The 26,090-nt window shown below is 66.8% G+C and carries 19 protein-coding genes; 16 read left to right on the top strand and 3 right to left on the bottom strand.

The genetic code is table 11. The features are described 5' to 3' along the window. The first annotated feature begins 230 nt into the window (after positions 1–230). Entirely contained in the window at positions 231–833 is a 603-nt protein-coding gene (locus R5W23_RS28845) for an RNA polymerase sigma factor (RefSeq protein WP_109571227.1), read from the top strand. 89 nt (positions 834–922) lie between these two features. Here the strand turns inward: R5W23_RS28845 and R5W23_RS28840 are convergent, their stop codons facing one another. Further along, entirely contained in the window at positions 923–1,957 is a 1,035-nt protein-coding gene (locus tag R5W23_RS28840) for an aldo/keto reductase (RefSeq protein WP_320689371.1), read from the bottom strand. 431 nt (positions 1,958–2,388) lie between these two features. On the opposite strand from R5W23_RS28840, the gene R5W23_RS28835 reads away from it, so the two are divergent. Further along, the gene (locus R5W23_RS28835) at positions 2,389–3,387 is read left to right on the top strand and encodes a hypothetical protein (RefSeq protein ID WP_320689370.1); all 999 of its coding nucleotides are present in this window, start codon (positions 2,389–2,391) and stop codon (positions 3,385–3,387) included. A gap of 34 nt (positions 3,388–3,421) precedes the next feature. Further along, positions 3,422–4,726: a sulfatase family protein gene (locus tag R5W23_RS28830; RefSeq protein WP_320689369.1), complete on the top strand. Its 1,305-nt coding sequence runs from the start codon at positions 3,422–3,424 to the stop codon at positions 4,724–4,726. Positions 4,727–4,747: 21 nt separating this feature from the next. Here the strand turns inward: R5W23_RS28830 and R5W23_RS28825 are convergent, their stop codons facing one another. Next, positions 4,748–7,396: an ATP-dependent RNA helicase gene (locus R5W23_RS28825; protein ID WP_320689368.1), complete on the bottom strand. Its 2,649-nt coding sequence runs from the start codon at positions 7,394–7,396 to the stop codon at positions 4,748–4,750. A gap of 80 nt (positions 7,397–7,476) precedes the next feature. Between R5W23_RS28825 and R5W23_RS28820 the strand changes: the two genes are divergently transcribed. The 9 genes from R5W23_RS28820 to R5W23_RS28780 all read left to right on the top strand — a co-directional run bounded on the left by R5W23_RS28820 (position 7,477) and on the right by R5W23_RS28780 (position 21,585). Beyond that, positions 7,477–9,006, top strand: a complete 1,530-nt coding sequence (locus tag R5W23_RS28820) for an ABC transporter substrate-binding protein/permease (protein WP_320689367.1) — start codon at positions 7,477–7,479, stop codon at positions 9,004–9,006. Continuing rightward, positions 9,003–9,728, top strand: a complete 726-nt coding sequence (locus R5W23_RS28815) for an amino acid ABC transporter ATP-binding protein (protein ID WP_320689366.1) — start codon at positions 9,003–9,005, stop codon at positions 9,726–9,728. The genes R5W23_RS28820 and R5W23_RS28815 overlap by 4 nt, the downstream gene beginning before the upstream one ends. 45 nt (positions 9,729–9,773) lie before the next feature. After that, a complete protein-coding gene (locus R5W23_RS28810; protein ID WP_320689365.1) occupies positions 9,774–10,640 on the top strand; it encodes a menaquinone biosynthesis family protein in 867 nt (288 codons plus the stop codon). A 194-nt stretch (positions 10,641–10,834) separates the two neighbouring features. Then, positions 10,835–14,401 carry a caspase family protein gene (locus tag R5W23_RS28805; protein WP_320689363.1) on the top strand — a complete coding sequence of 1,189 codons (3,567 nt, stop codon included), beginning with the start codon at positions 10,835–10,837 and terminating at the stop codon, positions 14,399–14,401. A gap of 134 nt (positions 14,402–14,535) precedes the next feature. Beyond that, a complete protein-coding gene (locus R5W23_RS28800; protein ID WP_320689361.1) occupies positions 14,536–16,302 on the top strand; it encodes a sigma-70 family RNA polymerase sigma factor in 1,767 nt (588 codons plus the stop codon). 82 nt (positions 16,303–16,384) lie between these two features. Further along, positions 16,385–17,401, top strand: coding sequence for a peptidylprolyl isomerase PrsA family protein (locus R5W23_RS28795; RefSeq protein ID WP_320689360.1), 1,017 nt, complete (start codon positions 16,385–16,387; stop codon positions 17,399–17,401). An 80-nt stretch (positions 17,402–17,481) separates the two neighbouring features. Then, positions 17,482–18,987: an RNA polymerase sigma factor gene (locus R5W23_RS28790; RefSeq protein ID WP_320689359.1), complete on the top strand. Its 1,506-nt coding sequence runs from the start codon at positions 17,482–17,484 to the stop codon at positions 18,985–18,987. A 143-nt stretch (positions 18,988–19,130) separates the two neighbouring features. Next, entirely contained in the window at positions 19,131–20,414 is a 1,284-nt protein-coding gene (locus tag R5W23_RS28785; protein ID WP_320689358.1) for an MFS transporter, read from the top strand. A gap of 214 nt (positions 20,415–20,628) precedes the next feature. Beyond that, entirely contained in the window at positions 20,629–21,585 is a 957-nt protein-coding gene (locus R5W23_RS28780; RefSeq protein WP_320689357.1) for a sugar phosphate isomerase/epimerase family protein, read from the top strand. Between the two features lie 215 nt (positions 21,586–21,800). Here the strand turns inward: R5W23_RS28780 and R5W23_RS28775 are convergent, their stop codons facing one another. Continuing rightward, a complete protein-coding gene (locus R5W23_RS28775; RefSeq protein ID WP_320689356.1) occupies positions 21,801–22,925 on the bottom strand; it encodes a LacI family DNA-binding transcriptional regulator in 1,125 nt (374 codons plus the stop codon). A 288-nt stretch (positions 22,926–23,213) separates the two neighbouring features. On the opposite strand from R5W23_RS28775, the gene R5W23_RS28770 reads away from it, so the two are divergent. From R5W23_RS28770 to R5W23_RS28755, 4 genes are all read left to right on the top strand, one after another. Continuing rightward, positions 23,214–24,155 (top strand): DUF1559 domain-containing protein, encoded by a 942-nt coding sequence (locus R5W23_RS28770; RefSeq protein ID WP_261184254.1) that lies wholly within the window; start codon positions 23,214–23,216, stop codon positions 24,153–24,155. A gap of 66 nt (positions 24,156–24,221) precedes the next feature. Further along, a complete protein-coding gene (locus R5W23_RS28765) occupies positions 24,222–24,380 on the top strand; it encodes a hypothetical protein (protein ID WP_261184255.1) in 159 nt (52 codons plus the stop codon). Positions 24,381–24,517: 137 nt separating this feature from the next. Continuing rightward, the gene (locus R5W23_RS28760) at positions 24,518–25,474 is read left to right on the top strand and encodes a metallophosphoesterase family protein (RefSeq protein WP_320689355.1); all 957 of its coding nucleotides are present in this window, start codon (positions 24,518–24,520) and stop codon (positions 25,472–25,474) included. A 99-nt stretch (positions 25,475–25,573) separates the two neighbouring features. Then, positions 25,574–26,065, top strand: a complete 492-nt coding sequence (locus tag R5W23_RS28755; RefSeq protein WP_320689354.1) for an RraA family protein — start codon at positions 25,574–25,576, stop codon at positions 26,063–26,065. Positions 26,066–26,090 lie beyond the last annotated feature (25 nt).

The raw sequence follows: 26,090 nt of genomic DNA, 5'->3' as shown, positions 1-26,090 counted from the left end.
GTCGCGCCGGTGTCCCTTTGATGCGCAAAGGGGCGGCGCCCGTGCAGCTGCGTAGCTTCTGCTGCGCCGGCCGTTCGGGCCACAGGTGCGGGTCGGGGTCACGTTTTCGGAAGCGCCCGGAACATCGGAACACGCCGGCTCCCCTTCATCTGATCCGGGGAGAGCCGCGTTCCGACGTCCGGTGTGCCGCGCCAGCGACAACGGGACAGGATCGGGGCAGGAACCCAATCATGAGCTGGACCGAAATCACTGTGCTGGTTGAGAAGGCGAAGACGGGCGACCGGGAGGCGTACGGGGAACTGGTCACCCGGTTCCAGAGCAGCGTGTACGCGATGGCGCTGGGCCGGGTGCGGGACCCGCTCGAGGCGCAGGAGCTGGCGCAGGACGTGTTCGTTCACGCGATGCGGAAGCTGCCGCAGCTCCGCGACCCGCGGTGCTTCGCCGGGTGGCTGCGGCGGATCACGGCGCGGATGGCGATCAACCGGCTGACCCGGCGCGGGCCGCTGTTCGGCACCGACCCCGAGATGCTCGACGCCGTCGAGGCGCGCACCCGGACCGCCGAAGAGCAGTTCGCGGTCGGCGAGGCGGTGGAGCAGCTCAAGGGGGCGCTGAGCGAGTTGAAGCCGTTGGACCGGCAGACGCTCGAAGCGTTCTACATCCGCGGTCGGAGCCTGAAGCAGATCGCGAAGGAGTTCGCGGTCCCGACGGGCACCGTGAAGCGGCGGTTGCACGTCGCCCGGCAGCGCCTCAAGGAGGTGCTGGAAGAGATCGACCCGACCCTGGCCGAGAAGTTCGCCGGTGTCGAGGACGAGGTCGAGGCGGTCGGCGTCTGAGTGTCGCGTTCCGATCCTGAAGTAGCGGGCCGGGCGCCGGTGGTTTTCACCACCGGCGCCCCGGCCCGCGTCATTTTCGGCCACTGACATCAGCCGATCGGCGGCGGGTTGCGCTCGACGAACCCGCGCTGGTGCCAGTACGGGTACGGCAGCGTTACCGCGCTCGCCTCGTCCAGTCGCTTCACCTGGTCGGGCGTGAGGTTCCAACCCACCGCGCCGAGGTTGTCGCGCAACTGCTGCTCGTCGCGGGCGCCGATGATGACCGTCGAAACGGTGGGCCGTTGGAGCAGCCAGTTGAGCGCGATTTGCGGCACCGTTTTGCCGGTCTCCTTCGCGACCGCGTCGATTGCGTCGACCACCTTGTAAACGTACTCGTCGGTGAGCGGCGGCCCCTTCTCGTTGCTCAACTGCGAGTTCAGCCGGCTCGTCTTCGGCAGCGGTTGCCCGCGGCGCATTTTGCCCGTGAGCCGGCCCCACCCAAGGGGACTCCACACCACCGCGCCCACGCCCTGGTCGAGCCCGAGTGGCATCAGCTCCCACTCGTAGTCGCGCCCGACCAGCGAGTAGTACGCCTGGTGGGCGACGTACCGCGACCAGCCGTAGTAGTCGGAGGTGAGGAGCGACTTCGTCAGGTGCCAGCCGGAGAAGTTCGAGCAGCCGATGTAGCGGACCTTGCCGGCCTTCACGAGGTCGTCGAGCGCGGACAGCGTCTCCTCGACCGGCGTGGTCGCGTCGAACCCGTGCATCTGGTACAGGTCGATGTAGTCGGTGCCGAGTCGCTTGAGTTGCGCCTCGCACGACCGGATCAGATGGAACCGCGACGAGCCGACGTTGTTTGGGCCGTCGCCGAATCGGAACGTGGCCTTCGTGGAGATGAGGACTTTGTCGCGCCGCCCCTTGATTGCGGCGCCGAGCACCTCTTCGGCCAGCCCGCCCGAGTAGATGTCGGCCGAATCGAACATGGTGACGCCGGCGTCGAGGCACACGTCCACGAGCTTCGACGCGCCGGCGGCGTCGGTGCTGCCCCACGCCTTGAAGAACTCGTTGCCGCCGCCGAACGTGCCGGTGCCCATGCTCAGAACCGGCACCTTGAACCCGGACCTGCCAAGCTGACGGTATTCCATTCTGCGTCCTCAACGGGGTTTAAGGTGGTGGTTATACTATGCTGGCCCGTACTGCCTTACGAACACGCGACGCCGGGACGGGATGAACCCGACCCGGCGCGCGTTCGGCGTTAACTTCTTAACCTGGGGCGCGGAGCACTCACGGTACCGCGACGGCCGCGAAGAACTTCGCGAATGCGAAACCGCGACCCGAGCGGTAGCTCCAGACCGCCTTCGCGAAGTTCTTCGCGGCCGTGAAAGCGGTGCTGAAGCCGTGCCCCCCGAGTAGGACGTCGAGGAAACAGCCCGGCTGACACAACATCAGCCTGTCGCAGAGCTACGAGCTAAACGCTGAAGCCGAGTCCGCGCATCGTGCCGTTTTTCACTTCACGCCGCGAGTGGTTCCGTTCAAAGTGTGGTTGCGGCCCGTTACTCCCCTTCGGAGCCCCGACATGCTCTCCCGCTCGTGTTTTGTGGCCCTGTTCGTTCTTGTCGTCGCGGTGCCGCTCGCCAGGGCCGAAGAGCCGACGGCAAAAGTGGTGAAATCGCACGGGTATTCGGAAGCGATCGAACTTGGGCTCGGCAAGACGCGGGCGGTGTTGTGCCCGCAGGCCGGTGGCCGCGTGCTGGAGTTCTCGGCCGGCGGCGTCGATGCGATGTACTTTGACGAGGCCGAGAAGGGTTGGCAACCGGGACGAACGATCCCGATCACTGCGGGCCGGTTTGATTACGGCCCGGAACTGACCGTCCGGCCGCACCCGAAGGCGTGGGCCGGCGAGTGGAGGGCCGAGGTCACCAGGAGCAACGGTGCGAAGCTCACCAGCTCGCCCGAGGAGGCCAGCATTCAGGTGGTCCGCGAGTTCAAGCTGATCACGCACGGCCGGTTCGTCGGACTGTCGTGCTCACAGACCCTGACCAACACCTCGAAAGAGGTCCGCGAGGTGTGCCACTGGGGGCGCTCGTTTTCACCGGGCGGGGGCATTTGTGTGGTTCCGCTCGGCGACCGCCCGAGTCGGTTCCCCAGCAAATACGCGATGTACGAGGACGGCGCCGTCATCAACGTGCGCGCGAAGGACGACAACATCCGCGAGCGCGACGGGTGCCTCGAGATCCTCGCCCCGCCGCGCAAGCCCAAACTCGGGTTCGACAGCTACGCGGGCTGGCTCGCTTACGCGATGCCGAACGACACCCTGTTCGTGAAGCGGTTCAAGACGTTCCCGGACCGGGTGTACAACGAAGCCGCGGGGCTCACGCTCTCGGTGTGGTATCCGACCGGGCCGCGGATCGAACTGGAGCCGATCGGGCCGCGCGAGCGGTTGAAACCCGGCGAGTCCGCTTCATTTACGGAAGAGTGGTGGGTGCTTCCGCACCCGTTCCCCAAGAAGGGTCAGCAACTCGATCTGAAGGCGCTCGCCGAGCAGGTCGCGAAGCAAACCGCCACACCGAACTGACGCCTAGCCCGGGCCGCTCCGAAGGAATTTTATCATGCTCCGCAGCTTTTCCGTTTTCGCACTCACACTTGCGGTCTCGCTGCCCGCTAAAGCCGCACCGCCGAACGTCGTGCTGCTCGTGGGCGACGACCAGTGCTGGACCGACTACGGGTTCATGGGCCACGAACACATCAAGACCCCGCACCTCGACAAACTCGCACGCGAGTCGCTTCTCTTCAAACGAGGATACGTGCCGAGTAGCCTGTGCCGGGCCAGCCTCGCGACCATGATTACGGGCCTTTACCCGCACCAGCACAAGATCACGTCGAACGACCCGCCCCTTCCGAAGGGCCTCACCGCGGCGCAGGCGAACAAGGACGACAGTTACCTGAAGCTCCGCGCGGACATGGTGGCGCTCTTCGAGGCGTCGCCGGACCTGCCGAAGTTGCTGGGGAAAGAAGGGTACGTCAGCTTGCAGGTCGGGAAGTGGTGGGAGGGGAACGCCTGCCGGTGCGGGGGCTTCACCGAGGGCATGACGCACGGCGACCCGCTGAAGGGCGGGCGGCACGGCGACGAGGGGCTGAAGATCGGCCGGCAGGGGCTCCAACCCGTGTTCGACTTCCTCGATAAGGCCAAGAAGGACCAGAAGCCGTTCTTCGTGTGGTACGCGCCGATGATGCCGCACACGCCCCACAACCCGCCCGAGCGGCTGTTCAACAAGTACAAGGACAAGACGAAGTCCGAGTTCGTGGCGAAGTACTGGGCCATGTGCGAGTGGTTCGACGAGACCGTCGGCGACCTGCTCGGGAAGCTCGAAAAGAGCGGGCAGGCCGAAAACACGCTGGTGATCTACCTGCACGACAACGGGTGGATTCAGGACGAGATGTCCGCGAACTTCGCGCCGCGGTCGAAGCGCTCACAGTACGACGGCGGGTTGCGCACGCCGGTTTTGATCAAGTGGCCGGGGCACACGAAGCCGGGCACGAGTGACCACCTCGCGAGTTCGATCGATCTGGCGCCGACGATCTTGCGCGCGGCCGGCGCCGAACCAACCAAGGACATGCCCGGAATCGACCTGCTCGACCCGCAACGGGTCGCGACCCGCCACACCCTTTACGGCGAGGTGTTCGAGCATAACGCGGTCGACATCACCAAACCGAGCGCCAACCTCCGGCACCGCTGGATCGTGGACGGGCACTGGAAACTGATCGTTCCGCACGAGCCCAACGTGAAGGGCGAAGGAGCGGAGCTGTACGACCTGTCGAAAGACGCCAACGAGAAGGACGACCTGGCCGCGAAGAGATCCGAGAAGGTGAAGGAGCTGACCAAGAAGCTCGACGCGTGGTGGAAGCCGGAGTGACGCCGAAGGATGAGTTGCGGCTCATCCTTGTCTTCTCTTCGCCCCGCGCACGGCTTCCGCGGTGAGCGGGTCGTCGGGCCAACTGTGCTTCGGGTAGCGGGCGCGGAGTTCCTTCCGCACAATCGGGTAGCCGTTACGCCAGAAGCTCGCGAGGTCTTCGGTCACCTGCTGCGGTCTGTAGTTGGGGGCGAGCAGGTGCAGCAGCACCTTTCTGCGCCCGCGCCCGACGGTGGGCGTTTCGGTCAGCCCGAACATCTCCTGAATCCGTGCCGCCAGTATTGGCGGGCGGCCCTCTTCGTACACGAGCTGAATGTGGCTCCCGCTCGGGACTTCCAAGTGTTCCGGGGCCTCGTTTTCCACTGCTTGGAGCTGCTGGTAGGTCAGGCACCCCCTGAGGAAGTCGAGCCACGGGCCGTTCCGCACGTCCGCGAGCGACCGCCGGTTGCGGCACAGCGCTTCCAGGGCCTCACGCAGGTCTGCTGCCTCGAATGCTGGGAGTTCCAGCTCCGGCACCCATTCGCGCAGGCACCGCACGCGGGTTCGGAATGCGCCGGCCGGAGAATCGGGCGCCGGTAGCACCTTTTCCAATCGTTCCGCGGCCGCGCGGGCGAGCACGCTCGCGGCTTCGCTTTCGTCCGCAATGTGTGCGTTGAGTTCGTCCAGCAGGAGGTCGCCGAAGCGAGTCGCCTTGCGGGCCGCGAGCCGCTCGGTCTTCTCGTCGAAGGTGATCTCGATGCGCGTGGAAACCCGCTCTGCGGGCAGCCACTCGCGTTCCACGCCGGACGCCTGCCGGACGAACGAATCCGTCCCACCGGCATCCACATCGACACACACGAACAGCTCGGGTTCCGACACCCCCGACGCGGGCGCGAGCCGCACTCCGCGCCCGCCAACGGTGACCGCTTTGGTGCTGCCGGGCTCGCGCCGCCGCGCCAAGCGATCCGGGTACGCCGCGAACACGCACTGAAGGAGGGCGTCGTCGGATGAAGGCAACCCACCCCCCGGCCCCCTCCCTGAAGGGAGGGGGAGTTTGGACACTCTGCTCAGCAAACTCGATTCGCGAGACGTTCCGGAAATGCCTTCTCTCCCCCTCCCTTCAGGGAGGGGGTTGGGGGGTGGGTTGCCTTTCCCGACCAGCCGAGCGAGCTGGTCACGCACCTCCAGCACCGCGTAAGCGCCGCCGCGGTGCAACCGACCAAGCGGGCTATCGAGCCGGCCCCGGACCTCGAACGCTTCCAGGGCTTCCACGCGATCGAGCACGTCAGACACGGTCGGCGGCGCGGTCCGTACCGGCGGTCCCGAATCGAACTCGCGCAGGAACGGGTCGCGCTCCGAGAGCAGCGCCGCCGCGAGTGCCGCCCGCGGCGCGCACCCGAGCCGCTGACCTTCGAGCAGCAACCGCCCGAGCCGCGGGTGAACTGGGAGCCCCGCGGCGACTTCGCCCAGAGGAGTAAGGGCGCCGTTGACGAACAGCCCGAGTTGGTCGAGCAGCTTCAGTGATTGCGCAACGGCCTCTTCGGTCGGAGCGTCGAGCCACGGGAACTTGCGCACGTCCGGTTCGCCTAGCGCGGCGAGTTGGAGCACCGCGCCGCACAAGTCCACGCGCTTGATTTCCGGCGCGGCCTGTTCGGGTCGCGCGCGGTGACCGGGCTCGTCCCACAGCCGCACGCACACACCCGGCGCGGTGCGTCCCGCGCGCCCGGTTCGCTGGTCCGCGGACGCGCGGGCGATCGGTACCAGCCGCAACCGATCCATGCCCACCGACGGCTCGAACTCCATGACCCGTGCCAGCCCGGAATCGACCACCGCGGTCACACCATCTACCGTGACCGATGTCTCCGCGACGTTGGTCGCGAGCACTACCTTCCGCCGGTCGAGCTTCTGAAGGGCGCGGTCCTGTTGCTCGGGCGGGAGGTCGCCGTGGAGGGGCAGTACAAGGGCACCGCTCTCGCGGGCGAAGGAGTCCAGTTCGTCGGCGGTTTGGCGGATCTCACGCAGCCCCGGTAGGAACGCGAGCACATCGCCGCTCTGGGCGCCGAGCAGGTCGCGAACCGCGTCCGCCACTGCTGTGGGTACCGGCGTGTCGCTCCGGCGCGCCCGGTACCGCACCTCCACGGGAAACGTGCGCCCCTGGCTGTCCACCACGGGGCAGCCGTCGAGGTACGCCGATACCGCCGACGGGTCGACCGTCGCGGACATCACCACGACTTTTAGCTCGGGCCGAACGTTCTCGCGGATGAGTCGCGTCATGCCGAACGCGAGGTCGGCTTCGAGCCCGCGCTCGTGGAACTCGTCGAACACGATGCCCGCGACACCGTCCAGGAACGGGTCGTCGTGCAGCCGGCGCAGCAGCACCCCGGGCGTCACGACGAGCACCCGCGTCCGGGCCGAGGACTTCTTGTCGAACCGAACCTGATAGCCGAACGTCTCGCCCAGAGGCGAGTGGTCTTCGAGCGCCATGCGCCGGGCGGCGGCGCGGGCCGCGACCCGGCGCGGCTCGAGCATGAGCACGAGTCCGTTCCCGGCAAGTCCACTGTCGATGAGGGCGGGGGGCACGCGGGTGGTCTTACCGGCGCCGGTCGGGGCGCGGAGCACCGCGGCCCCGCTCGCTCGCAGCGCGGCGAGCAGTTCCGGGAGCGCGTCATCAATGGGGAGTCGGTCCTTCGGCATACCCAAAGTTTAGCAGCCCCGCGCTGCGGGGCGCCACATACACTGAGCATCGGCACCCGTATCCCAGGAGCGCGCCACAGGTGAACCGTCGCTGGCTGCTCGTCGCCGTCGCGGCGCTGGCCCTCGCCCCGCCTGCCATCGGCCAGAAGAAGGGCGCGAAGGAGTTGCGGTGGGGCACCGATCCGACCGGCGGCGGGCCGTACATCTACAAGGACGATCCGAACGGTTTTTACGTCGGGTTCGAGGTCGAGTTCGCCGAGTACCTTGCCAAGAAGCTCGGGCGCACCAGCACGCCGGTTGAAGCCGAGTGGAGCACGCTCCCGGAACTGCTCGACAAGCCGCGCGCCGGCGAAAAGGGCATCGACATCGTGCTCAACGGGTACGAGGCCCGCGACGACCTGAAGGCCAAGTACGCGGCCACCGTTCCGTACTACCAGTACCGGCTCCAACTCGTCGCGCGCAAGGACGACGAGGCCGTAACGGGCTGGCCCGATCTCGGCCCGCAAAAGAAGCGCATCGGCGTGCTGGAAGGGTCGGTCGCCTTCGACTACTGCAACAAGCGGTATCCGGGCCAAGTGGTGCCCAACAAAGACGTCGCGACGATGTTCAACGCGGTCGCGGACAAGACGCACGCGGACGTGACCGTACAGGACAACCCGGCGTGCGTGTTCTATGTCAGCGACCCGCAGTACAAGGACAAATTCAAACTCGTGGACGACGGCCGCCAGCCGGGTGCTTACGTCATTTACCTCCGCAAAGACGACAAAGAACTGCAATACGAACTCGACAACGCCATCAAGGAAGGGCTCAAGGACGGCACGCTGCGGAAGATGTACAAGAAGTACGGCATCTGGAACGCGGACCAGGAGTGGCTGTGCAAGGAACTCACCGGCGACTTCCCGCCGGACGATGCCGGAACCGTCGAACGCGCCGGGCGCGGCGGTGCCGGCACGCTGTGGCCGCTGATCCCGCAATTGGTTAAGGCCGCGGGGATGACGATCTTCCTGGCAGTCGCGTCGTTCCCGCTGGCGATGCTCGCGGGCGTCGTGATCGCGGTCGGCCGGGTGTACGGTCCGGGCGGGGTGCGGGTGCCGTTCGCCGTTTACGTCGAGGTGGTCCGCGGCACGCCGCTCCTCTTGCAGCTGTACTTCTTGTTCTTCATCCTGCCGAAGTGGTTACCGTTCATCGCATTCGACCCCCTCTTCATCGGCGTTCTGGGGCTGGCCATCAACTACGCCGCGTACGAGGCCGAGAACTACCGGGCGGGCATCCTGTCGGTCCCGCGGGGCCAGATGGAGGCCGCGCTTGCGCTGGGGATGACGCCGTTCACCGCGATCCGCACCGTGATCGTCCCGCAGGCGGCGCGGGTGGTCATCCCGCCGGTCACCAACGACTTCATCGCACTGTTCAAGGACACGTCGGTGTGTTCGGTCATCCTCATCACGGAGCTGACCCGGAAGTACAACGAGTTGTACAACTTCAACCGCGACCTGGTGGTGGAACTGGCGTTCTTGACGGCCGGGCTGTACCTGCTCATGAGCTACCCGCTCGCGGTGCTGGCCCGCGTGCTGGAACGTCGCCTCGGGACCGCGAGCGGAGGGAGCCGGTGATCCGAGCCACCAACGTCACGAAGTTCCGGGGCGACGCGCGCGTGCTCGACGGCGCCTCGATCGAGGTGCAAAAAGGGCAGGTGGCCGCCCTCGTCGGTCCGTCCGGCGGGGGGAAGAGCACGCTGCTCCGCTGCATCAACGGTCTGGAGGAGTTCCAGGCGGGCGAGATCTCCGTCGGGGCGTTCGCGCTCCGGGGCGGCGTTTCGCCGCCGCGTGGCACGCTCCTGCAACTGCGCCGCACGGTCGGGATGGTGTTCCAGCAGTTCAACCTGTTCCCGCACATGACGGTGCTGAAGAACGTCATGAGTGGCCCGGTTCACGCGCTCGGTCGGGCGAAAGACGAGGCGGAAGCGGCCGCGAAGAAGTGGCTCGACCGCGTTGGGCTGTCCGACAAGCACGACGCCAGCCCAGGCCAGTTGTCGGGCGGGCAGCAGCAGCGCGTTGCGATCGCGCGGGCGCTTGCGGTTAACCCCGCGGCAATCCTGTTCGACGAGCCGACCAGCGCCCTCGACCCGCGGATGGCCGCGGAGGTGATGCGCGTGATCGCCGACCTCGCCGGCGACGCACAGTTGCAGGTGGCGATGGTCATCGTGTCGCACGACATCCCGGCCGTGAAGCGCATCGCCGACATCGTTCACGTGCTCGAAAAGGGCCGGGTGGTCCACTCCGGCCCGGCGGCCGAAGCGTTCGCCCCGGGCGGCCCGGCCGCGGCGCTGGAGTAGCGAAACCCGTAGCGCCCAAACAACAGGTGCCAGAAGGAAATCGATATGTCCGCTACAACCACGCAGCGACTGATCCGCGTTGGGCACAGCCCGGACCCGGACGACGCGTTCATGTTCCACGCGCTCGCCAACGACAAGATCCCGACCGGCGACCTGAAGTTCGTTCACGAGCTGGTGGACATCGAGACGCTCAACCGCCGGGCGCTCACCGGCGAGCTTGAGGTGACGGCGGTCAGCCTCCACGCGTACAGCTATCTGCTCGACAAGTACGCGCTGCTGCCCACCGGGTGCAGCATGGGCGACAAGTACGGCCCGATGGTTGTCGCCCGCAAGCCGCTCAAGGTGGAGCACCTGCCGGACGTGAAGATCGCCGTTCCGGGAACGCTTACTACCGCGTTCCTCACGCTCAAGCTGCTGTTCGAGTCGATCGCGGCGCAGGACAAACTCACTTACGACGTGGTCCCGTTCGACGAGATCATTCCCGCCGTGGCGTCCGGTAAGTACGACGCCGGCCTCATCATCCACGAGGGCCAGCTCACGTTCCAGAACCAAGGGCTGCACCTCGTTACCGATCTCGGCGTGTGGTGGCACGAGCGCACCGGGTTGCCCCTGCCGCTGGGCGGGAACGTCGTCCGCAAGGACCTCGGCGCCGAAACGATGCGCGAGGTGAGCCGGCTCATCAAGCAGAGTATCCAGTACGCGCTCGACCACCGCGAAGAGGCGCTGCAGTACGCCCTCACGTACGCCCGCGACATGGACGTGAGGCTCGCGGACAAGTTCGTCGGCATGTACGTGAACGACTGGACGCTCGACTACGGCGAGCGCGGCCGGGCGGCGATCCGCAAGCTGCTTGGCGAGGCGCACCGGGCGGGCGTTATACCCAGCCCGGTCGAACTGGAGTTCGTGGACTAACCGGCCCCGCCCGCACATTTTCGGCCTCTGGTCAGCGGGCGCGAGCTTTGGCGCACTGGCCCGGGGCGACCGCCGGCGCACCCTCAAGCCGTTTTCACTTGACGGACGCTCGCGGTTCCTCCAGCATCTACTCAACATCCATTTGCGCGAATCTCCCGCACGCGCGCCGCTTGTCGCCAAGCCCAGGTGAATCGATGCCCGTTTTGAAAACCACGTGCCCCGAGTGCGGCGCGAACCTGCGCCTCACCGTCGAGGGCGATGGGGACCACGAGGTCACCTGCCTGAAGTGCGGCCACGAGTTCGCGGCCGCACTCGAGTCCGACGAGCACCCCCCGGCAAAGGCGGGCACCAAGGAGAAGGCCAAGAGCGGCGCGAAGGCCGGCTCCACGAACGTCGCGCCCAAAAAGAAGAAAAAGAAGCCGGCCGAGGCTGAGAGCGGCGGGAACCAGAAGCTGATCGTCGCCGGCGCCGGGGCTGGACTTATTCTCGTACTCGGGTTGGGGCTCGTGGTCTACGCGGCCACGCGTACCAAGGACAAGACTGTTAAGAACGCCGACCCGCCCGCCCAGACCGTGACGGAACCATCGCCGGTCAGTCCGAGTCCAAGCGGGCCGCAACCGGGCGCGGCGAGCGGACCACCCGCACCGAAGCCGAACCCGGGTGTTCCGCCCAAGCCGGGCAGCACCCCGAGCCCGGGCGCGAACCCGCCCGCGAAAAAGAAAGACAACCCGGAGGACGCGGAACTGGCCACCATGCTCCCGCCGCCGCCGAAGATCCGGGTTAACGAGTCGATGGTGCCGGCCACCAAGCCGCTGGTCGTGGCGCCCGCGGTGCCGCCGGTGGCGCCGGACGAAGACCCGTTCGTGCGGGCGCAGAACTTCAAGCCCGAAGGGGCACTGCCGCCGCCGCCGCCGCTCCCCAAGGGCGGCGGGCGGCCGCTGCTCACCCTCGACTCCGGCGGGCACACCGGTACCGTCGGCAAGGTGTTCTTCACGCCCAAGGGCGACCGCATCATTACCGTCGGCGAGGACAAGGCGGTGCGGTTCTGGGAGCCGGTCTCCAACGAGACCGTCAAGACGATTCGGTTCCCTGCCGGGCCGGGCAAGGAGGGGGCGCTTCAGGCGGCGGCCATATCCCGCTCCGGGAAGCGGCTGGCGGTGGCCGGGTGCAAACTGGCCGGGGTGCAGAGCGGGCGGGTGCCCATCTACATCATCTCGCCCGACACCGGTAACCAGATTACCCGGATCGACGCCGGGAGCGGCGACGCGGTCAGCGCGCTGCACTTCTCGAACGACGGCGCGCGGCTAGCGGCCGGCGGCGAGGATGGCGTGCTACAACTGTTCGACGTGGGGTCCGGGCGCGAGCTGGGGCGCACGGTGCCGCACCGCGGCGGGATCGTCGAAGTGCGGTACAACCCGAACCCGCGGTGGAACATCTTGGCCAGCCTCGGCACGGACCAGAGCGTGAAGTTGTGGGACTTCGCCCGCAACAACACCCTCCTTGTCGGCATCGGGGGCGTGGTGCCGACGTGTATGGCGTGGAGCAACGACGGGCAAATGCTGGCCCTGGGCACCAAGAGCGGCGAGATCCTGATCGCCTCGATCCAGGGGCAACTACTTCGCACGCTGCCATCGATCAAGGTGGAGAAGCGGGCCGTGTCGGTGTTCCAGGTCCAGTTCATGCCCGGCGACCAAGAGCTGGTCGTCGGCGGTGTCAGTAACGGTCGGGGCTGGACCGGTTTGATCTCCGCCGACAGCGGCGTCCCGCGGGTGACGGTCGCCGGCCACAGCAACTTGGTTAGTGCGGTGGACGTGTCGATCGACGGCAGCCGGGTCGTGTCCAGCGGCGGCAACCGCCACGAGACGTTCGTCTGGCAGACGGACGACGGCCGCGTGCAGCACCGGCTGATCGGCACCGGGCACGGGGTGTGGGCGGTCGCGTGGGCGAAGGACGGCAAGTCGATCGCGTGGGGCACCAGCAACGAGCGGAACGATGCCAACGTCGGCCCGCTGGAGCACACGTTCCGGCTCGACGAGTTCGGGCTGGGCGGCCCCCCCGACCCGTCGAAGTACACCCAAACGGTGAACAGCGACGAGCACGTGACGCTCGACTACCGGCAGCGCGCGTTCATGGTCAAAACGACCGGGCGCGACCCGGTGCTGACCCGGCTGCCGGGCGGCGAGCCGATCTATTCGGCCAGCGTGCTGCCGAAGGGCAACGCGATCCTGGTCGGCGGCGTCGAGAGCTTGTACCTGATCAGCCCGGTCAGTTTTGAGGTGAACCAGAAGTTCGTCGGGCACACCGGGCATGTGCTGAGCGTCACCCCGTCCCCGGACAGCCGGTACTTCGCGACCGGGTCGGCGGACCAGACGATCCGCATCTGGCAGCGGAACCGCGAGGAACCGGTGCTGTCCATTTTCGTGGCCGGGCGCGAGTGGATCGCCTGGACCCCGCAGGGGTTCTACGCGTGCTCGCCCCAGGGCGAGCAGCTCATCGCCTGGCAGATCAACGCCGGCAACGTGAAGTTCCCGCAGGTCCACCCGGCCGGCCGGTTCCGCCCCACCATGTATCAGCCCGCGGTGCTCAAGTACCTGATCCCCGCCGGCGACCTGAGCAAGGCGCTGGCGATGGCCCAAAAATACGATAAGGCTCTGATCCAGACCACGAACGTGGCTGAGGTGCTCCCGCCCGAGGTCACCCTCGCCGACTTCACGGACGGTCGCGAGCTGAAAATGGACAAGGCCAAGGGGACGCTCACCGTGCGGGCGACGGCTAGCAGCCCGAACGCGAAGCACCCGGTCACGGCCATGCGGCTCCTGGTGGACGGCCGGCCGTTCAACGGCGCGGCCGGCGTGAAGCGGTTCGAGAACCCGCAGCCGACCGCGGAGGCGACGTGGGAGGTGCCGCTGGCGCCCGGCCCGCACACGGTCGCGGTGATCGCCGACTCGCCGGTCAGCAAGGGTATGTCGAAGGTCGGACAGGTGCTGCGCGACGGCGAGGTCCCGAAGCCGAACCTGTACGTACTCACGATGGGCGTGGCGGCGTACCCGGGCAAGCTGAAGCTCAACTACAGCGCCACCGACGCCGAAATGCTGGCCAAGGCGTTTCAGGAGAAGTCCCGTGGCACCTTCGACAAGATCGAGGTGAAGGTGCTGACGGACAAGGCGGCGAGCCGGCAGGGTATCCGCGACGGGCTCACATGGCTCAAGTCGAAGATGACCCCGCAGGACGTGGGCATCGTGTCGTTCTCCGGGCACGGCTCTCGCGACCTGTTCGGGCGTTTCTACCTAGTGCCGTTCATCGAATCCGTCACCACCGCAGACGAGAGCGAGTGGGCGCTGTCCGGTGACGAGTTCAAGAAGCGGCTGGAGGACATGCCGGGGCGGCTGGTCGCGATCCTGGACGCGTGCCACTCGGGCTCGGTGGCCGAAAAGGACGGCCCGCCGCAGGCGGACTCCCTGGTTCGCGACCTGACTGCGGAGGATTCGGGGGTGATTGTGATGTGCGCGTCGCTGGGCCGGGAGTACGCGGCCGAGAGCAAGATCTGTAAGGCCGGGTTCTTCACGTTGGGGCTGGTCGAGGGCCTGAGCGGGCACGCGGACGTGGACGGCGACGGGGTGATCTACATCCACGAACTGGACCTGTACGCAACGGCACGGGTGCGCCAGTTGAGCGGCGGGCGGCAGAACCCGACCCTGGGGCGGCCGTCGGCTGTGAAACCGTTCGTCATCGCCAAGCCCGGGAAACAGGCCGCTCCGTGATCGGAACGGCGCCCGATCAACGCCGCGCGGAAATTCCGCGCGGCGTTTTTGTTTTTTCGGGCTCATCGGGACGCGCCGCCGCTTGCGCGGCAATACCCTTCTGACCGGTTCGGCCGGTCGCACGGAGGCGCACGATGCCGGGTTCTGTTCTGAACGCCGTGGCGCGGCTGACCGCACCCGATCCACGCACCGACGCAGGGTTGGTGCGGGCGTTCCTGACCGGTTCTGACGAGGGCGCGTTCGCGGAACTGGTGCGGCGGCACGGGCCGACGGTGCTGGGCGTGTGCCGCCGCGCATTGGGCGCGACGCCGGACGCGGAAGACGCGTTCCAGGCCACGTTCCTGGTGCTCGTGCGCCGCGCCCGCTCGACCGAGTGGCGAGACGCGCTCGGCCCGTGGCTGTACGGCGTGGCGCTCAAAGTTGCCCACAAGGCCCGCGCGGTCCGTGCGCGGCGCCGTACCCACGAACGGCCGGAACAACCCATGACCGAACCCGCGACACCGGCCTCCGAGCCCGACGACGCGGCTGCCGTTCTCGACGACGAACTTGCCGCGCTGCCGGCGCGGTACCGGGCGCCGCTGGTGCTGTGCGAGATCCGGGGCGCGAGCCGCCGCGACGCGGCCCGCGAACTGGGGCTCACCGAGGGCACACTCTCCAGTCGCCTCGCCCGCGGGCGCAAACTGCTGCGCGAGCGGCTGGCCCGGCGCGGGGTCGCGCCGGCGGCCGGCGGGCTGGCGGTCGCCGTGCCGGCGGGACTGGCCGGGGCCACCGTGCGGCACGCGACTCACGCGCTGGCGCGGGCAGCGGGGGCCGTTCCGATCGCAATTCTGTCTCTCACGGAGGAGGTCACGAAAACCATGATCGCGAAATGGAAACTGGCGCTGGCGGCGGTGGCCACCTGCGCCGCCCTCACCGGCTTTGAAGCATGGAACACGTCGGCGCATCCCGCACCGGTAAGCGACGTTTCAGCCGCAGCGACCCGGGCCGACGAGAAGAAGTCGGCTCCGCCGGCCAAGCAACCCGCCCCTGAGCGGGCGAAGGCCGAGGACGGCGCAGAGAGGATCGCCACTATTTTCGGTGATGTGGCCGTTACGCGCGAGCAGTTTACCGAACACCTCATTCGTCGGTACGGGCAGAAAGAACTGGAAGGATTCGTGAACCGGCAGATCGTGGCGCACGTGTTTCGGAGCAGCGGGCTGACGCTCAAAAAGAGTGACGTGACCGCCGAACTTGAGGCAGAAATCGCGGCGCTCGGCCTCACGCGCGCAACGTTCGTCGCCGAAGTCCTGCCCAAGTTCGGGAAATCGCTGGAGCAGTGGGGCGAGGACGTGGTCGAGCCCAGGCTCATGATGTCGCAGTTGCTCAAGAGGCGGATGCCGGCAGTTACGGAAGCCGAACTGCGGCAAGCGTTCGAGGCAAGACACGGCGAACGGCTCGACTGCCGCGTGATCTGCTGGGGGAAAGACAAGGACAAGGAGATGCTGCGGGTTGTGGCCAGTATTCGCGAGGGGTGGAGCACATTCGAAACTTGCGCTCGCAATCAAGCAACCCCTCACCTCGCCGCGTCCGGCGGGTGCGTTCCGGCCTTCCCACGCAAACCCGACCCCGACGCGAGCCCGGTGTCCGTCGCGGCGGCGAAACTTGAGCCGGGTGAGCTTAGCCCGCTCGTCGAAACCGATACCGGGTTCGTGCTGGTCAAGTGCGTTGGGGTGATACCGGCCGACCGCACCAAGTCGTTCGAGAAGGAGAAGCCGGCGCTCCTGGCCGAGGTCGCGAGTAAGCGACTGGAGCGCGAACTCCCGAAGCTGTTCACCGAATACAAGCGCGAGGCGGCCCCGAAGTACCACTTGACGTTCCCGGAGCGCGAGCCGCTCCCGAAGTCGGACCCGGCGAAGAAGTGACGGCGCGTCGTCACCCCTCGGTTCGTGCGGCCGGGCGTGCCGGTCGCACTTCAACTCTCTCACGGACGAGGTCACGAGAGCGATGATTACGAGACGGAACCCGGCCCTGGTGTCGGTGGCGGCGTGCGTCGTACTCACCGGAGCGGGCGCGTGGCGCACACCGGCCCAACCTCCCGCCGGGCTGGCGGACAAGGCGAGCGCGGGGGCGACGGCACCGCTGCCGACGGGTAAGGCGGGTGCGGAGCCGGTGGCCACGATCTTCGGTGACGTGGCGGTGACCCGCGAGCAGTTCGCCGAGCACCTCATCCGCCGGTACGGGCCGAAGGAACTGGAAGGGTTCGTGTACCGACAAATCGTGAGCACCGTGTTCGCTCGCCAGGGGCTCAAACTGTCGCCCGAGGAAATCCAGGAGCAACTCGACCGCACCGCCGCCGCACTCAAGATGTCACGGGAGCAGTTGGGAGCGGATATCTTGAAGAGCCAGGGAAAGACGATCGACGAGTGGCACGAGGACGTAAACGTCCCAATCATCATGCTCTCACGGCTCGCAAAAGCCAAAGCCGCACCTCCGACCGAAGCGGAGCTACGCCAAGCGTTCGACGTGCGGTACGGCGAGAAACTCGACTGCCGCATCATCATCTGGGGTGACGAAAAAGAGGCTCGTGCGGCTTACGAGAAGGTGTGCAGCAGTGAGAAGGAGTTCGACGCCCACGCTCGCCGCTGCACTCAGGCCGGACAGCCGCGATCGGGTATCGCGACCGACGGACGCGGCGAGCCGATTCCCCGGGCGCAGCCGTTTGAGGACCACCCGGCGGAACAGGCCGCGCATGCGGCCGCGGCGAAACTCCGACCGGGCGAGGTGAGTCCCTTGATTTCCGTTGAGATTGAAGGCGAGCGGGGATTCATCGCACTCAAATGCGACCGGATCATTCCGGCGGACCGAACGAAATCGTTCGAGAAGGAGAAAGCGGCACTCGCGGACGATGTCACGGGCGCAAAAGTAAACAAGGAGTTCCGAAGGCTGTCAAAAGAGATCATGAAAGAGGCTGCCCCGCAGTATCATTTGACGTTCCCGAAGATCGATCCGGCGAAGAGGTGACCGTGCGGCGGGTGGTGCGGCCTCCCGTCCGTGTTGGGAATCTCGATTGCGTTGTTGCTTCGGCGGCACGGGAGCAGAGTATGCCGGTTTCGGTTCTTCACGGGGTGTCGCATTTGATCGCTCCGGACGATCGCACGGACGCAACCCTGGTGCGCGCGTTCGTGATCGACTCGGACGAGGGCGCGTTCGCGGAGTTGGTGCGGCGGCACGGGCCGTCGGTGCTGGGCGTGTGCCGGCGGGCGCTCGGTCCCACGCCGGACGCGGAGGACGCGTTCCAGGCGACGTTCCTGGTGCTGGTGCGCCGCGCCAGTTCGACGCCGTGGCGTGCGGGCTTGGGGCCGTGGTTGTACGGGGTGGCGCTGCGGGTGTCGCGGAAGGTGCGCGCGCGTCGGTCGCGTCGCGTGTCGCGAGAGCGTGGGGAGGTTCCGATGGTGGAGCCGGTGGCGCCGGCGTCGGACCCGGACGACGCCGGCCCGGTGGTGGACGAGGAGCTGTCGGGCTTGCCAGCGCGGTACCGTGAGCCGCTGGTGCTGTGCGAGGTGCAGGGGCTGAGCCGGCGTGCGGCGGCTCGCGAGTTGGGCGTGGCGGAGGGGACGCTGTCGAGCCGCTTGGCGCGTGGCCGCAAGCTGCTGCGCGAGCGGCTGTCGCGTCGCGGCGTGGTGCCGGTGGCGGGCGGGTTGGGCGTGGCGGTGCCGTCGGGTCTGGCGGGTGCGACGGTGCGCCACGCGGTGACGGCGCTGGGGCGCTCGTCGGGTGTGGTGCCGGCGGCGGTGTTGTCCCTCACGGAGGAGGTCACAAAGGCGATGATGGCGAAATGGAAGTTGGCCCTGGCGGCGGTGGCCACGTGCGCCACACTCACCAGCCTCGGAGCCTGGAATACGCCCGCGTTGTCCGTACCGGCCGTCAGAGCCGCACACGCGGAAACGACACGTGAACAATCGGGGCCAGCGGCACCTGCGGATACGGTCCCCCGAGTGGAGATCGTCGCCCGGGTCGGTGAGAGCAGCGTCATTACCAATCACGACGTTCGCGGCGTCCTGTACCAGATGCCCGGAGCGAGGGGGGCGGAGGCGCTGGCCGCGGCACTCGGCGCGCCCGCGGGGACCGCGTGGCACAACGATCTGCCCGCACGGGCACTGCGCAAGGCGATCGAGCGGGAACTCATCCTGGACGAGATGCACACGAAGCTGAAGAAGGCCAACAAGCTGAACGTGGTTGGTGAAATTCAGGAACTGGCGGCGCAGTCCGCGGGTCGGCAGTTGCGTGCGTTGTGCGATAAGATCGGGGCGAAGTCGGACGAGGAACTTGTGGCGCGGCTCCGGACCGAGGGGCTGACGGTCCAGGTGATCCGTCGCCAGACGGAACGCCAGTTCATGGCCGACCAGTACGTCGCGAGCGTGGTGAAGGCGCGCCTGAATGGTGACCGTGTGACGCGCGAGAGCCGCGAGGCTGAGCGCGACAAGTTTGTCAGTGAGTTGTGGCGGAAAGGAACCGTTCGCGTGTTCGACCCGCTCGCCCGTGACGCATGGAAGCACCGCATCACGTTCCCCGCGCAAGAGCCGCTCACCGAACCCGCAAAGAAATGAGCAGAAGAAAGGGCGGTGGCGGTCGTTTGGCGCGCTGCCCGCCGCCTTCTGCCCGCGGCCCGCTGTTCTCAGTTGCCATCGCACACACCGGGGTTTACATTCAGCGACATTCCCTCGCCGAACGCTTCCCACCCGGAGCCGACATGTCCGCCGCTCAGTCCGCTGCGCCCCCGCTCTCGCTCCCGCTACGAATCAATCTGTCCGTCATGATGTTCCTCCAGTTCGCGGTTTGGGGGGCGTGGTTCGTTGTGTTCTTCCCGTACCTCCTCGGGCTGAACTTCACGAGCAGCCAAGCCGGGGCGTTGATCGGCAACATGGCGCTCGGGGCCATCTTCTCGACCATCTTCGCCGGCTACATTGCGGACCGGCTGCTGGCGAGCGAGAAGCTGATGGCGATCTGTCACCTTGCCGGAGCCGGCCTGCTGTACCTGATCGCACAGACTCAGGATCCGGGCCAGTACTGGACGCTGTTCGCGCTCACCTTCGTGTACGCGCTGCTGTACAACCCGACGCTGGTGCTGGCGAACTCGATTACCTTCGAGCACGTTCCGGACGGGCAGCGCGACTTTCCCGGTGTCCGCGTACTGGGAACTTTGGGCTGGATCGCCGCCGGCCTCGTCGTCGACCGCGTGTTCCGCGAAGGGGACAAAACGGCCGCCGCCACCAACGGCCCGCTGCTGATGGCCGCGGGGTTGTCGGCGGCGCTGGGCGTGTACAGCTTCTTCCTGCCCCACACGCCGCCAAAGGGCGAGGCGAAGGGCGTTCCGTTCGTCCGCGCCATCGGACTGTTCAAGGACTTCTCGTTCGCCGCGTTCTTCATCGTGTCGCTGGCGATTACCGTAGTCCTGGCGTTCTACTACACGTCCACGTCGGACTTTCTGGCGAAGCAGTGCGGGGTGAAGGACATCGGGAGCACGATGAGCATCGGGCAGGTGTGCGAAACGATTTTCCTTCCGCTGCTGCCGCTGTTCCTGGTCCGGATCGGGATGAAGTGGGTGCTGGCGCTGGGCATGTTTTGTTGGGGCCTCCGATACTTCCTGTTCGCCAACGCCGGTCCCGAGGGCGTCGGCTTCGCGATGGCGATCGTCGGCATCGCCCTCCACGGGCTCTGCTTCGACTTCTTCTTCGCCGCCGGCTTCATCCACTGCGACAACAAGGCCCCGAAAGACATCCGGGCCAGCGCACAGGCGCTGTTCAGCTTCCTCACCTACGGCGTCGGGATGTGGCTCGGTAGCCTCCTGTGCGGTATCCTCCAAGACAAATACACGAACCCCGAAACGAAGTCGGTGAGCTGGAGCGAGTTCTGGATGGTGCCGAGCATCGGTGTGATGGTGTGCCTGGTGGTGTTCCTGCTGGTGTTCCGCGACCGCCCGGGGCGGATCGAAGAGCCTGCGGTCGCGGAAACCGCCGTGACCCCGCCCGCGTAGCGCTCGCGCTTACGTAGTTCGTAAAGGGCACCCTGTGCGCAGCCGGGCGTTTCTTCGCACAAGACGATGGGGCCGGCGTCGCGGAACAGAGCCGGCTCGAAGGCTCATCTCACAACCTGCCAGTGGACGGCGACCGGCCACCCCCCACCATTCCCGAGCGCCCGCCGTCTGCGGCGAGCGCCGTAGCTCTCGAAACCACGCGAGGACTTGAACCATGTCCACCGACCTTTCGCGCCGGGCGGTGCTGGCCGGCGGCGCCGCCGCTCTCGTCGCACGTCCCGCCGAGGCTCGCGCCGACGCGCCGAAATCGTCCTTCGGGTTCTGTCTGAACACCAGCACCGTTCGCGACAAGGATGGGAAGTCGCGCCCCATTACTGAACTCATCGACATCGCCGCGAAGGCCGGGTACGACGCCTTTGAGCCGTGGGTTTCGGAAGTCGACGCGTATCTGAAGGGCGGCGGCACGCTGAAGGAGCTTCGCACGCGCGTGGCGGACGCCGGGCTGAAAATCGCGGACCTGATCGGCTTCGCCGAGTGGATCGTGGAGGACACCGACCGCCGCAAGAGGGGACTGGAGCAGGCCAAACGCGACATGGACTGGGCCGCCGAACTGGGGTGCCCGCGCGTGGCCGCGCCGCCCGTCGGCGCGACCGGCGGCGCCAGCAAGCGCGACGACCCGAAGTTCACGCAACCGATCATCGACCTCGTTGCGGCGGCGGACCGCTACCGCGCGCTGCTCGACCTGGGCGCCAAGATGGGCGTCATCCCGGTCGCCGAGGTGTGGGGGTTCTCGAAGACCATGCGGCGACTCGGCGAGGCGCTCCTGGTGGCGGTCGAGTGCGGCGACGCGCGCGGGTGCGTGCTGCCGGACGTGTACCACCTCTACAAAGGGGGATCGGATTTCGCCGGGCTGCCGCTCCTCTCGGCCTCGGCGATCGGGATCTTCCACGTCAACGATTACCCCAAGATCGGGCGCGACCAGATTAATGACGCCGACCGCGTGTACCCCGGCGACGGGATCGCGCCGCTGAAGGACGTGTTCGCGGCTCTGCGGAAAATGAACTACACCGGGTTCGTCTCGCTGGAACTGTTCAACCGCAACTACTGGAAGCAGGACCCGCATGTCGTTGCGAAGACCGGGCTGGCGAAGATGAGAGCCGTGGCGGGGTGACCAAGGCAAAAGTCGAAAGTGAAAAGGCAAAAAAGGAATCCAGTAGTTTCCAGTTAGCGACCGCTGTGGCGAGATCAATCGTTTGATGGAGAACGCCCAGGGTACACCCGCCTGCTGATGCAGGCGGGTGGCTCACGCATGTGACCAACTTGGAACTACTGAAATCGTGTTCTCCTTTTTGCCTTTTCACTTTCGACTTTTGCCTTATCCCTTGCTCATCCCACGACGCTGCTGTCCCGCACGACGAGCCTGCCGGGCAGTAGCACTTTGGCGAACGGGTCGCCGGGGTACGCGATCCGGTTCGCCATCACCCGCAGCGCGGTCCGCACAATTTCTTCCGACGGGTACGTGTACGACGACACCCCCAGCGCGAAGCTCTGGCCGATCGGCAGGTCGTCGCAGCCCACGACGGCCACGTCACGCGGCACGTTGAGCCCGCGGCGGAACAGCTCCAGAATCACCCCAACTGCAACGTAATCCTGATAGCAGATCGCCCCGTCGGTGCCGGCCCGGACGAGCTCGTCCGCGATCCACGGATACGCCTCACGGGCCTCCAAACGCTCGGGCACCCGCAGCACGATTGGCGTGCGCCCCGGGCCGGCGTTCTCGATCGCCGACAGGTAACCGGCGAGTCGATCCGTGTGTGTGCTCGTTGGGGACGCGACCACGCACGCGATCCGCTTGCGCCCCAGCGCGAGCAGGTGCTCGGTGCAGCGGCGGCCCCCGTCGGCGTGGTCCGAGGCCACCAGATCTCGCTCTAACTCGCGCCGCTCGCCGCGCAGGTTGCGGTCCAGCAGCACCACCGGAAGCCCGCGCTTACGGCACCCGGCCAAGAACCACTCGTCCTGCCGGCAGGTGTCTTCGGAGACGCGCGACGGCAGAAAAAACACGCCCGTCGCCCCGCCCTTCGCCACCGCCGCAGTGGCCCGGTCGACCTCGGCGGCGTCCGCGGTCGGGGGCACCGCGAGCGGCCGCAGCGCGAACGCCCCCTGACCCACGACGCGCTCGAACCCTACTCTAACAACGGCCTCCGACGCACTCTGCCACGGCCCGGGGGACACCCGCATCACCACCGCCCACCGCGCCACCGGGTCCGCGTCCCGCTCGGCCGCCGCGTAAGAGCCGGACCGGTCGCGCGTGACCACCAGCCCGCGGTCGCGGAGCAACTGGAGCGCCCGCGACGCGGTGAACGAGGAGACATCGTAGGTGTCGGCGATGTCGCGGACGGTGGGCAGTTTGCCCATGCTCCACTCGCCAGCCCTCAACCGCGTCGCGAGCTGGTCCGCGAGGTGGACGTATTTCGGGGTCGTGTCGTCAACGGGCGATTCGGACCGAGGCACATGCTGCTCCGTCGAAAACGGCCGGGCGGTGTAGCATTCAGATCCGTTACAAACGGCCACGGGTGCGCGTTAGCAGCCCGTGATGTTTTTTAACAAGAATACGCAACAATATCGCCGCAGCAACCGCGAGCCCGTGCTCCGCTGATATTTTCTGATTGGGACAGATTGCCGAGGGCTTAGTGAGATCTTCACGCTTGCTGTGTTGTAGCCTCTCGCCTGTCTCAGTACTCTCTCATCACAGATGTGCCGCCCCGGCTCACGTGTATCATTCGTCTCCCGAGGGTTCCCATGCTTCGTCGCAATTGGAACGAAAAGGCCGGCTTCACGCTCATTGAGCTGCTGGTGGTGATCGCGATCATTGCGATCCTGATCGGGCTGCTGCTGCCCGCCGTCCAGAAGGTGCGAGAGGCGGCCGCGCGCACGCAGAGTCAGAACAATGTGAAACAAATTGGGCTGGCGACTCACGGGTACAATGATGCCGTCGGCCACCTGCCGCCGTCGTTCGTCGAGTACGGCACGGCTAAGGGGTATAAGGACGGCTCCTGGATCGTCCACATCCTGCCGTACGTCGAGCAAGGCAACCTCAAGCAAATGGTGGACAACAACACGGCGGCGAGCCAGCAGTACTACGCCATCACCTACGGGAACCCCCCGCCGAAGATGTTCATCAACCCGACCGATCCGTCCGCTCCCACCGGCACGGTCAGTGATCCGTACTTCAACTCCCAGCCTTACGCGGCCACGGGGTACGTGGCGAACTACTTGGCCCTGGGTGGCATCTTCAGCACCACCCTCGACACGAAGAAGAACATTTTGGCAGTAACCGACGGCACCTCGAACACCGTCTTCTACACCACCCGCATCACGCTTTGTGAGCGCCGCCCGACGGCGTACCGCCCCAGCTACACCAGCGGCCCGTTCTACAACATCGCCCCGTACGCCAACGCAGGGTCCTGGTACGAGTGGATGCCCGTGCTCAACTACTGGTCGAACGGGGCGAGCAGCACGGGGTACGTAACGGGCGCTGGGACCAAGTTCCAGTCGAACCCGACTTGGGCCGGGGCGAGCGCCACCTGTGACTTCCGTCTCGCCACCCAGATGGGTTCGGGCGGTATCATGGTCGGCCTTGGAGACGGCAGCGTTCGGACGGTGTCGACGGGCACCTCAGGCGACACGTGGTGGATGGCGATGACCCCCAACGGGGGCGAGGTTCTCGGGAGCGACTGGTAAGCTCTCCGAGCTTTCGGTTCGGGCGCCTACGGCCCGCTCTCACCACACCTTCAGGATCACATACCCATGCGTCGGTTTGTTGCGCTCGCGCTCTTCGCTTTCTGCGTGTTCGTTGTCCTCGGGTGCGGCGACTCCGCTCCCACCGTTAACAAGTCTCCGGCGGAGAAGCCGAATCAGAAGGAGCAGGGGGCCGGCCCCGGTGCCGGAGCCGGGCAGAAAAAGTAACCGCCTGCTTCCGCCGGCGCAGCCCGCTGAACTTGAGGTGGGCGGCAGGGCCGTGCCGGCGGGCTTTCGTGAACCCGGGTCTGCCGAAACCAAGCCGGTACGGCTTTCGCGCCCCAAGAACCGAATGAGGAACATTAATGGCCACTCCCACACGCCGCGACCTGTTCGGCGCGGCGCTCGGCGCCGCCGCGCTGCCCGGGTTCGTTTCCACGGCGCGCGCCGCGGACCGCAAGCCGGTGCTGCGGGCCGCGCATATCACCGATGTCCACATCACGAAGGACCGCGACGCCAGCAAGGGCGTCGCCGCGATGTTCGCCCACATGGCGAACCGCCGGGACGGCAAGCCGGATCTGATCCTGAACACCGGCGACGCCGTGATGGCCGTCGACGGCAAGACGACCGGCGCGAAGGCCGCGGAGCAGGTCGCGCTCTGGAAGCAGGCCGTGAAGGCCGCCCCGGCGCCGATCCACTCCTGCCTCGGTAACCACGACGTTTGGGACGGCAACGAGCCGACCGCCGAGGTGCCCGCGGAGAAGAAGGGCTTCGGCCTGATGACCGAAGTGCTCGGCATGCCCGCCCCGTACTACAGCTTCGACCAGGGCGGGTGGCACTTCGTCTCGCTCAACAGCATGTGCAACTGGCCGAAGTACGCGACCCTCTCGCCCGAGCACTTCGACTGGCTCAAGGCCGACTTGGCCAAGACCAAGCTCCCGACCGTGGTGATGAGTCACGTGCCGATCCTGAGCGTGACCTCGCAGGTGTACGGCGACAGTTGCCGCAAGAACAACGACAACGTCGTCCCGGGCATTTGGCACCACACGGACTGCTGGGCCATCAGCGAGGTGTTCCGCAAGAACCCGCACGTGAAACTGTGCCTGAGCGGGCACATGCACACGTGCGACCGGTGCGAGTACCGCGGGGTGTGGTACGTCTGCGGCGGGGCCGCGTGCGGCGCGTGGTGGAACGGCAGCGAGTACGGGTTCCCGCCGTGCTACGGGGCCATCGACCTGTTCGCCGACGGCACGTTCAGCTACGACTTCGTCGATTACGGCTGGACCGCCCGCAAGTGGAGCGGCAAGGAACTGAAGGACTGATCGGGTTTTGGTGTTGGGTGTTGGGCGTTTTCGTATTTTGCCCGAGCGGGAGCACGTGAGCCGCGACGGTGAAACACCCAACACCTAAAGCATCCAGAAATGCCACTTCCAAACCGCCCGATCGAGTGGGCCGACCGGCTCGCCAAGCTCTACACCCCTGTCGTTGCCGATGTTTTGGACAAGCTCGGGTTCCGCAACCAGAGCATGAACCCGCGCGTCCGCCCGCTCTGGCCCGAGGCGAACACCGCCGGGTTCGCGCTCACCGTCCAGACGGCCCCCGCACGCGAGCAATCGCCAGCGCAACCCTATGCCGGTGAACTGGCTGCGGTTGATTCGCTCCGGAGGGGCGACGTGCTGGTGGTATCGGAGTCCGCGTGCAGCTTTTGGGGCGAACTGCTCTCGACCGCTGCGACGTACCGCGGGTGCCGCGGCGTCGTGCTCGACGGTCCGACGCGCGACTCGCTCGCGATTCGGGGGATGGGTTTTCCCGTTTTTCACGTCGGGTTTCACCCCGCGGACAGTCTCGGTCGGCTGGACGTGGTTGCGCACAACGTTCCCATCTCGTGCGCGGACGTACTAGTCTCTTTTTAAGTTCAGCGTAGCGCTGAAGTTTGGG

Origin of the sequence: Gemmata algarum (assembly GCF_034097035.1) — a bacterium.
Lineage (GTDB): Bacteria > Planctomycetota > Planctomycetia > Gemmatales > Gemmataceae > Gemmata > Gemmata algarum.
The sequence above is the reverse complement of the archived record's forward strand: the minus strand, read 5'-3'. Positions and strand labels throughout refer to the sequence as shown.

What these genes read in the sequence shown, in the direction of transcription:
- R5W23_RS28845 (WP_109571227.1), top strand. Translation starts at nt 231, where the DNA reads ATGAGCTGGACCGAAATCACTGTGCTGGTTGAGAAGGCGAAGACGGGC.
- R5W23_RS28790 (WP_320689359.1), top strand. Translation starts at nt 17,482, where the DNA reads ATGCCGGTTTCGGTTCTTCACGGGGTGTCGCATTTGATCGCTCCGGAC.
- R5W23_RS28800 (WP_320689361.1), top strand. Translation starts at nt 14,536, where the DNA reads ATGCCGGGTTCTGTTCTGAACGCCGTGGCGCGGCTGACCGCACCCGAT.
- R5W23_RS28760 (WP_320689355.1), top strand. Translation starts at nt 24,518, where the DNA reads ATGGCCACTCCCACACGCCGCGACCTGTTCGGCGCGGCGCTCGGCGCC.
- R5W23_RS28825 (WP_320689368.1), bottom strand. Translation starts at nt 7,396, where the DNA reads ATGCCGAAGGACCGACTCCCCATTGATGACGCGCTCCCGGAACTGCTC.
- R5W23_RS28810 (WP_320689365.1), top strand. Translation starts at nt 9,774, where the DNA reads ATGTCCGCTACAACCACGCAGCGACTGATCCGCGTTGGGCACAGCCCG.
- R5W23_RS28795 (WP_320689360.1), top strand. Translation starts at nt 16,385, where the DNA reads ATGATTACGAGACGGAACCCGGCCCTGGTGTCGGTGGCGGCGTGCGTC.
- R5W23_RS28805 (WP_320689363.1), top strand. Translation starts at nt 10,835, where the DNA reads ATGCCCGTTTTGAAAACCACGTGCCCCGAGTGCGGCGCGAACCTGCGC.
- R5W23_RS28780 (WP_320689357.1), top strand. Translation starts at nt 20,629, where the DNA reads ATGTCCACCGACCTTTCGCGCCGGGCGGTGCTGGCCGGCGGCGCCGCC.
- R5W23_RS28755 (WP_320689354.1), top strand. Translation starts at nt 25,574, where the DNA reads ATGCCACTTCCAAACCGCCCGATCGAGTGGGCCGACCGGCTCGCCAAG.
- R5W23_RS28770 (WP_261184254.1), top strand. Translation starts at nt 23,214, where the DNA reads ATGCTTCGTCGCAATTGGAACGAAAAGGCCGGCTTCACGCTCATTGAG.
- R5W23_RS28840 (WP_320689371.1), bottom strand. Translation starts at nt 1,957, where the DNA reads ATGGAATACCGTCAGCTTGGCAGGTCCGGGTTCAAGGTGCCGGTTCTG.
- R5W23_RS28785 (WP_320689358.1), top strand. Translation starts at nt 19,131, where the DNA reads ATGTCCGCCGCTCAGTCCGCTGCGCCCCCGCTCTCGCTCCCGCTACGA.
- R5W23_RS28830 (WP_320689369.1), top strand. Translation starts at nt 3,422, where the DNA reads ATGCTCCGCAGCTTTTCCGTTTTCGCACTCACACTTGCGGTCTCGCTG.
- R5W23_RS28835 (WP_320689370.1), top strand. Translation starts at nt 2,389, where the DNA reads ATGCTCTCCCGCTCGTGTTTTGTGGCCCTGTTCGTTCTTGTCGTCGCG.
- R5W23_RS28765 (WP_261184255.1), top strand. Translation starts at nt 24,222, where the DNA reads ATGCGTCGGTTTGTTGCGCTCGCGCTCTTCGCTTTCTGCGTGTTCGTT.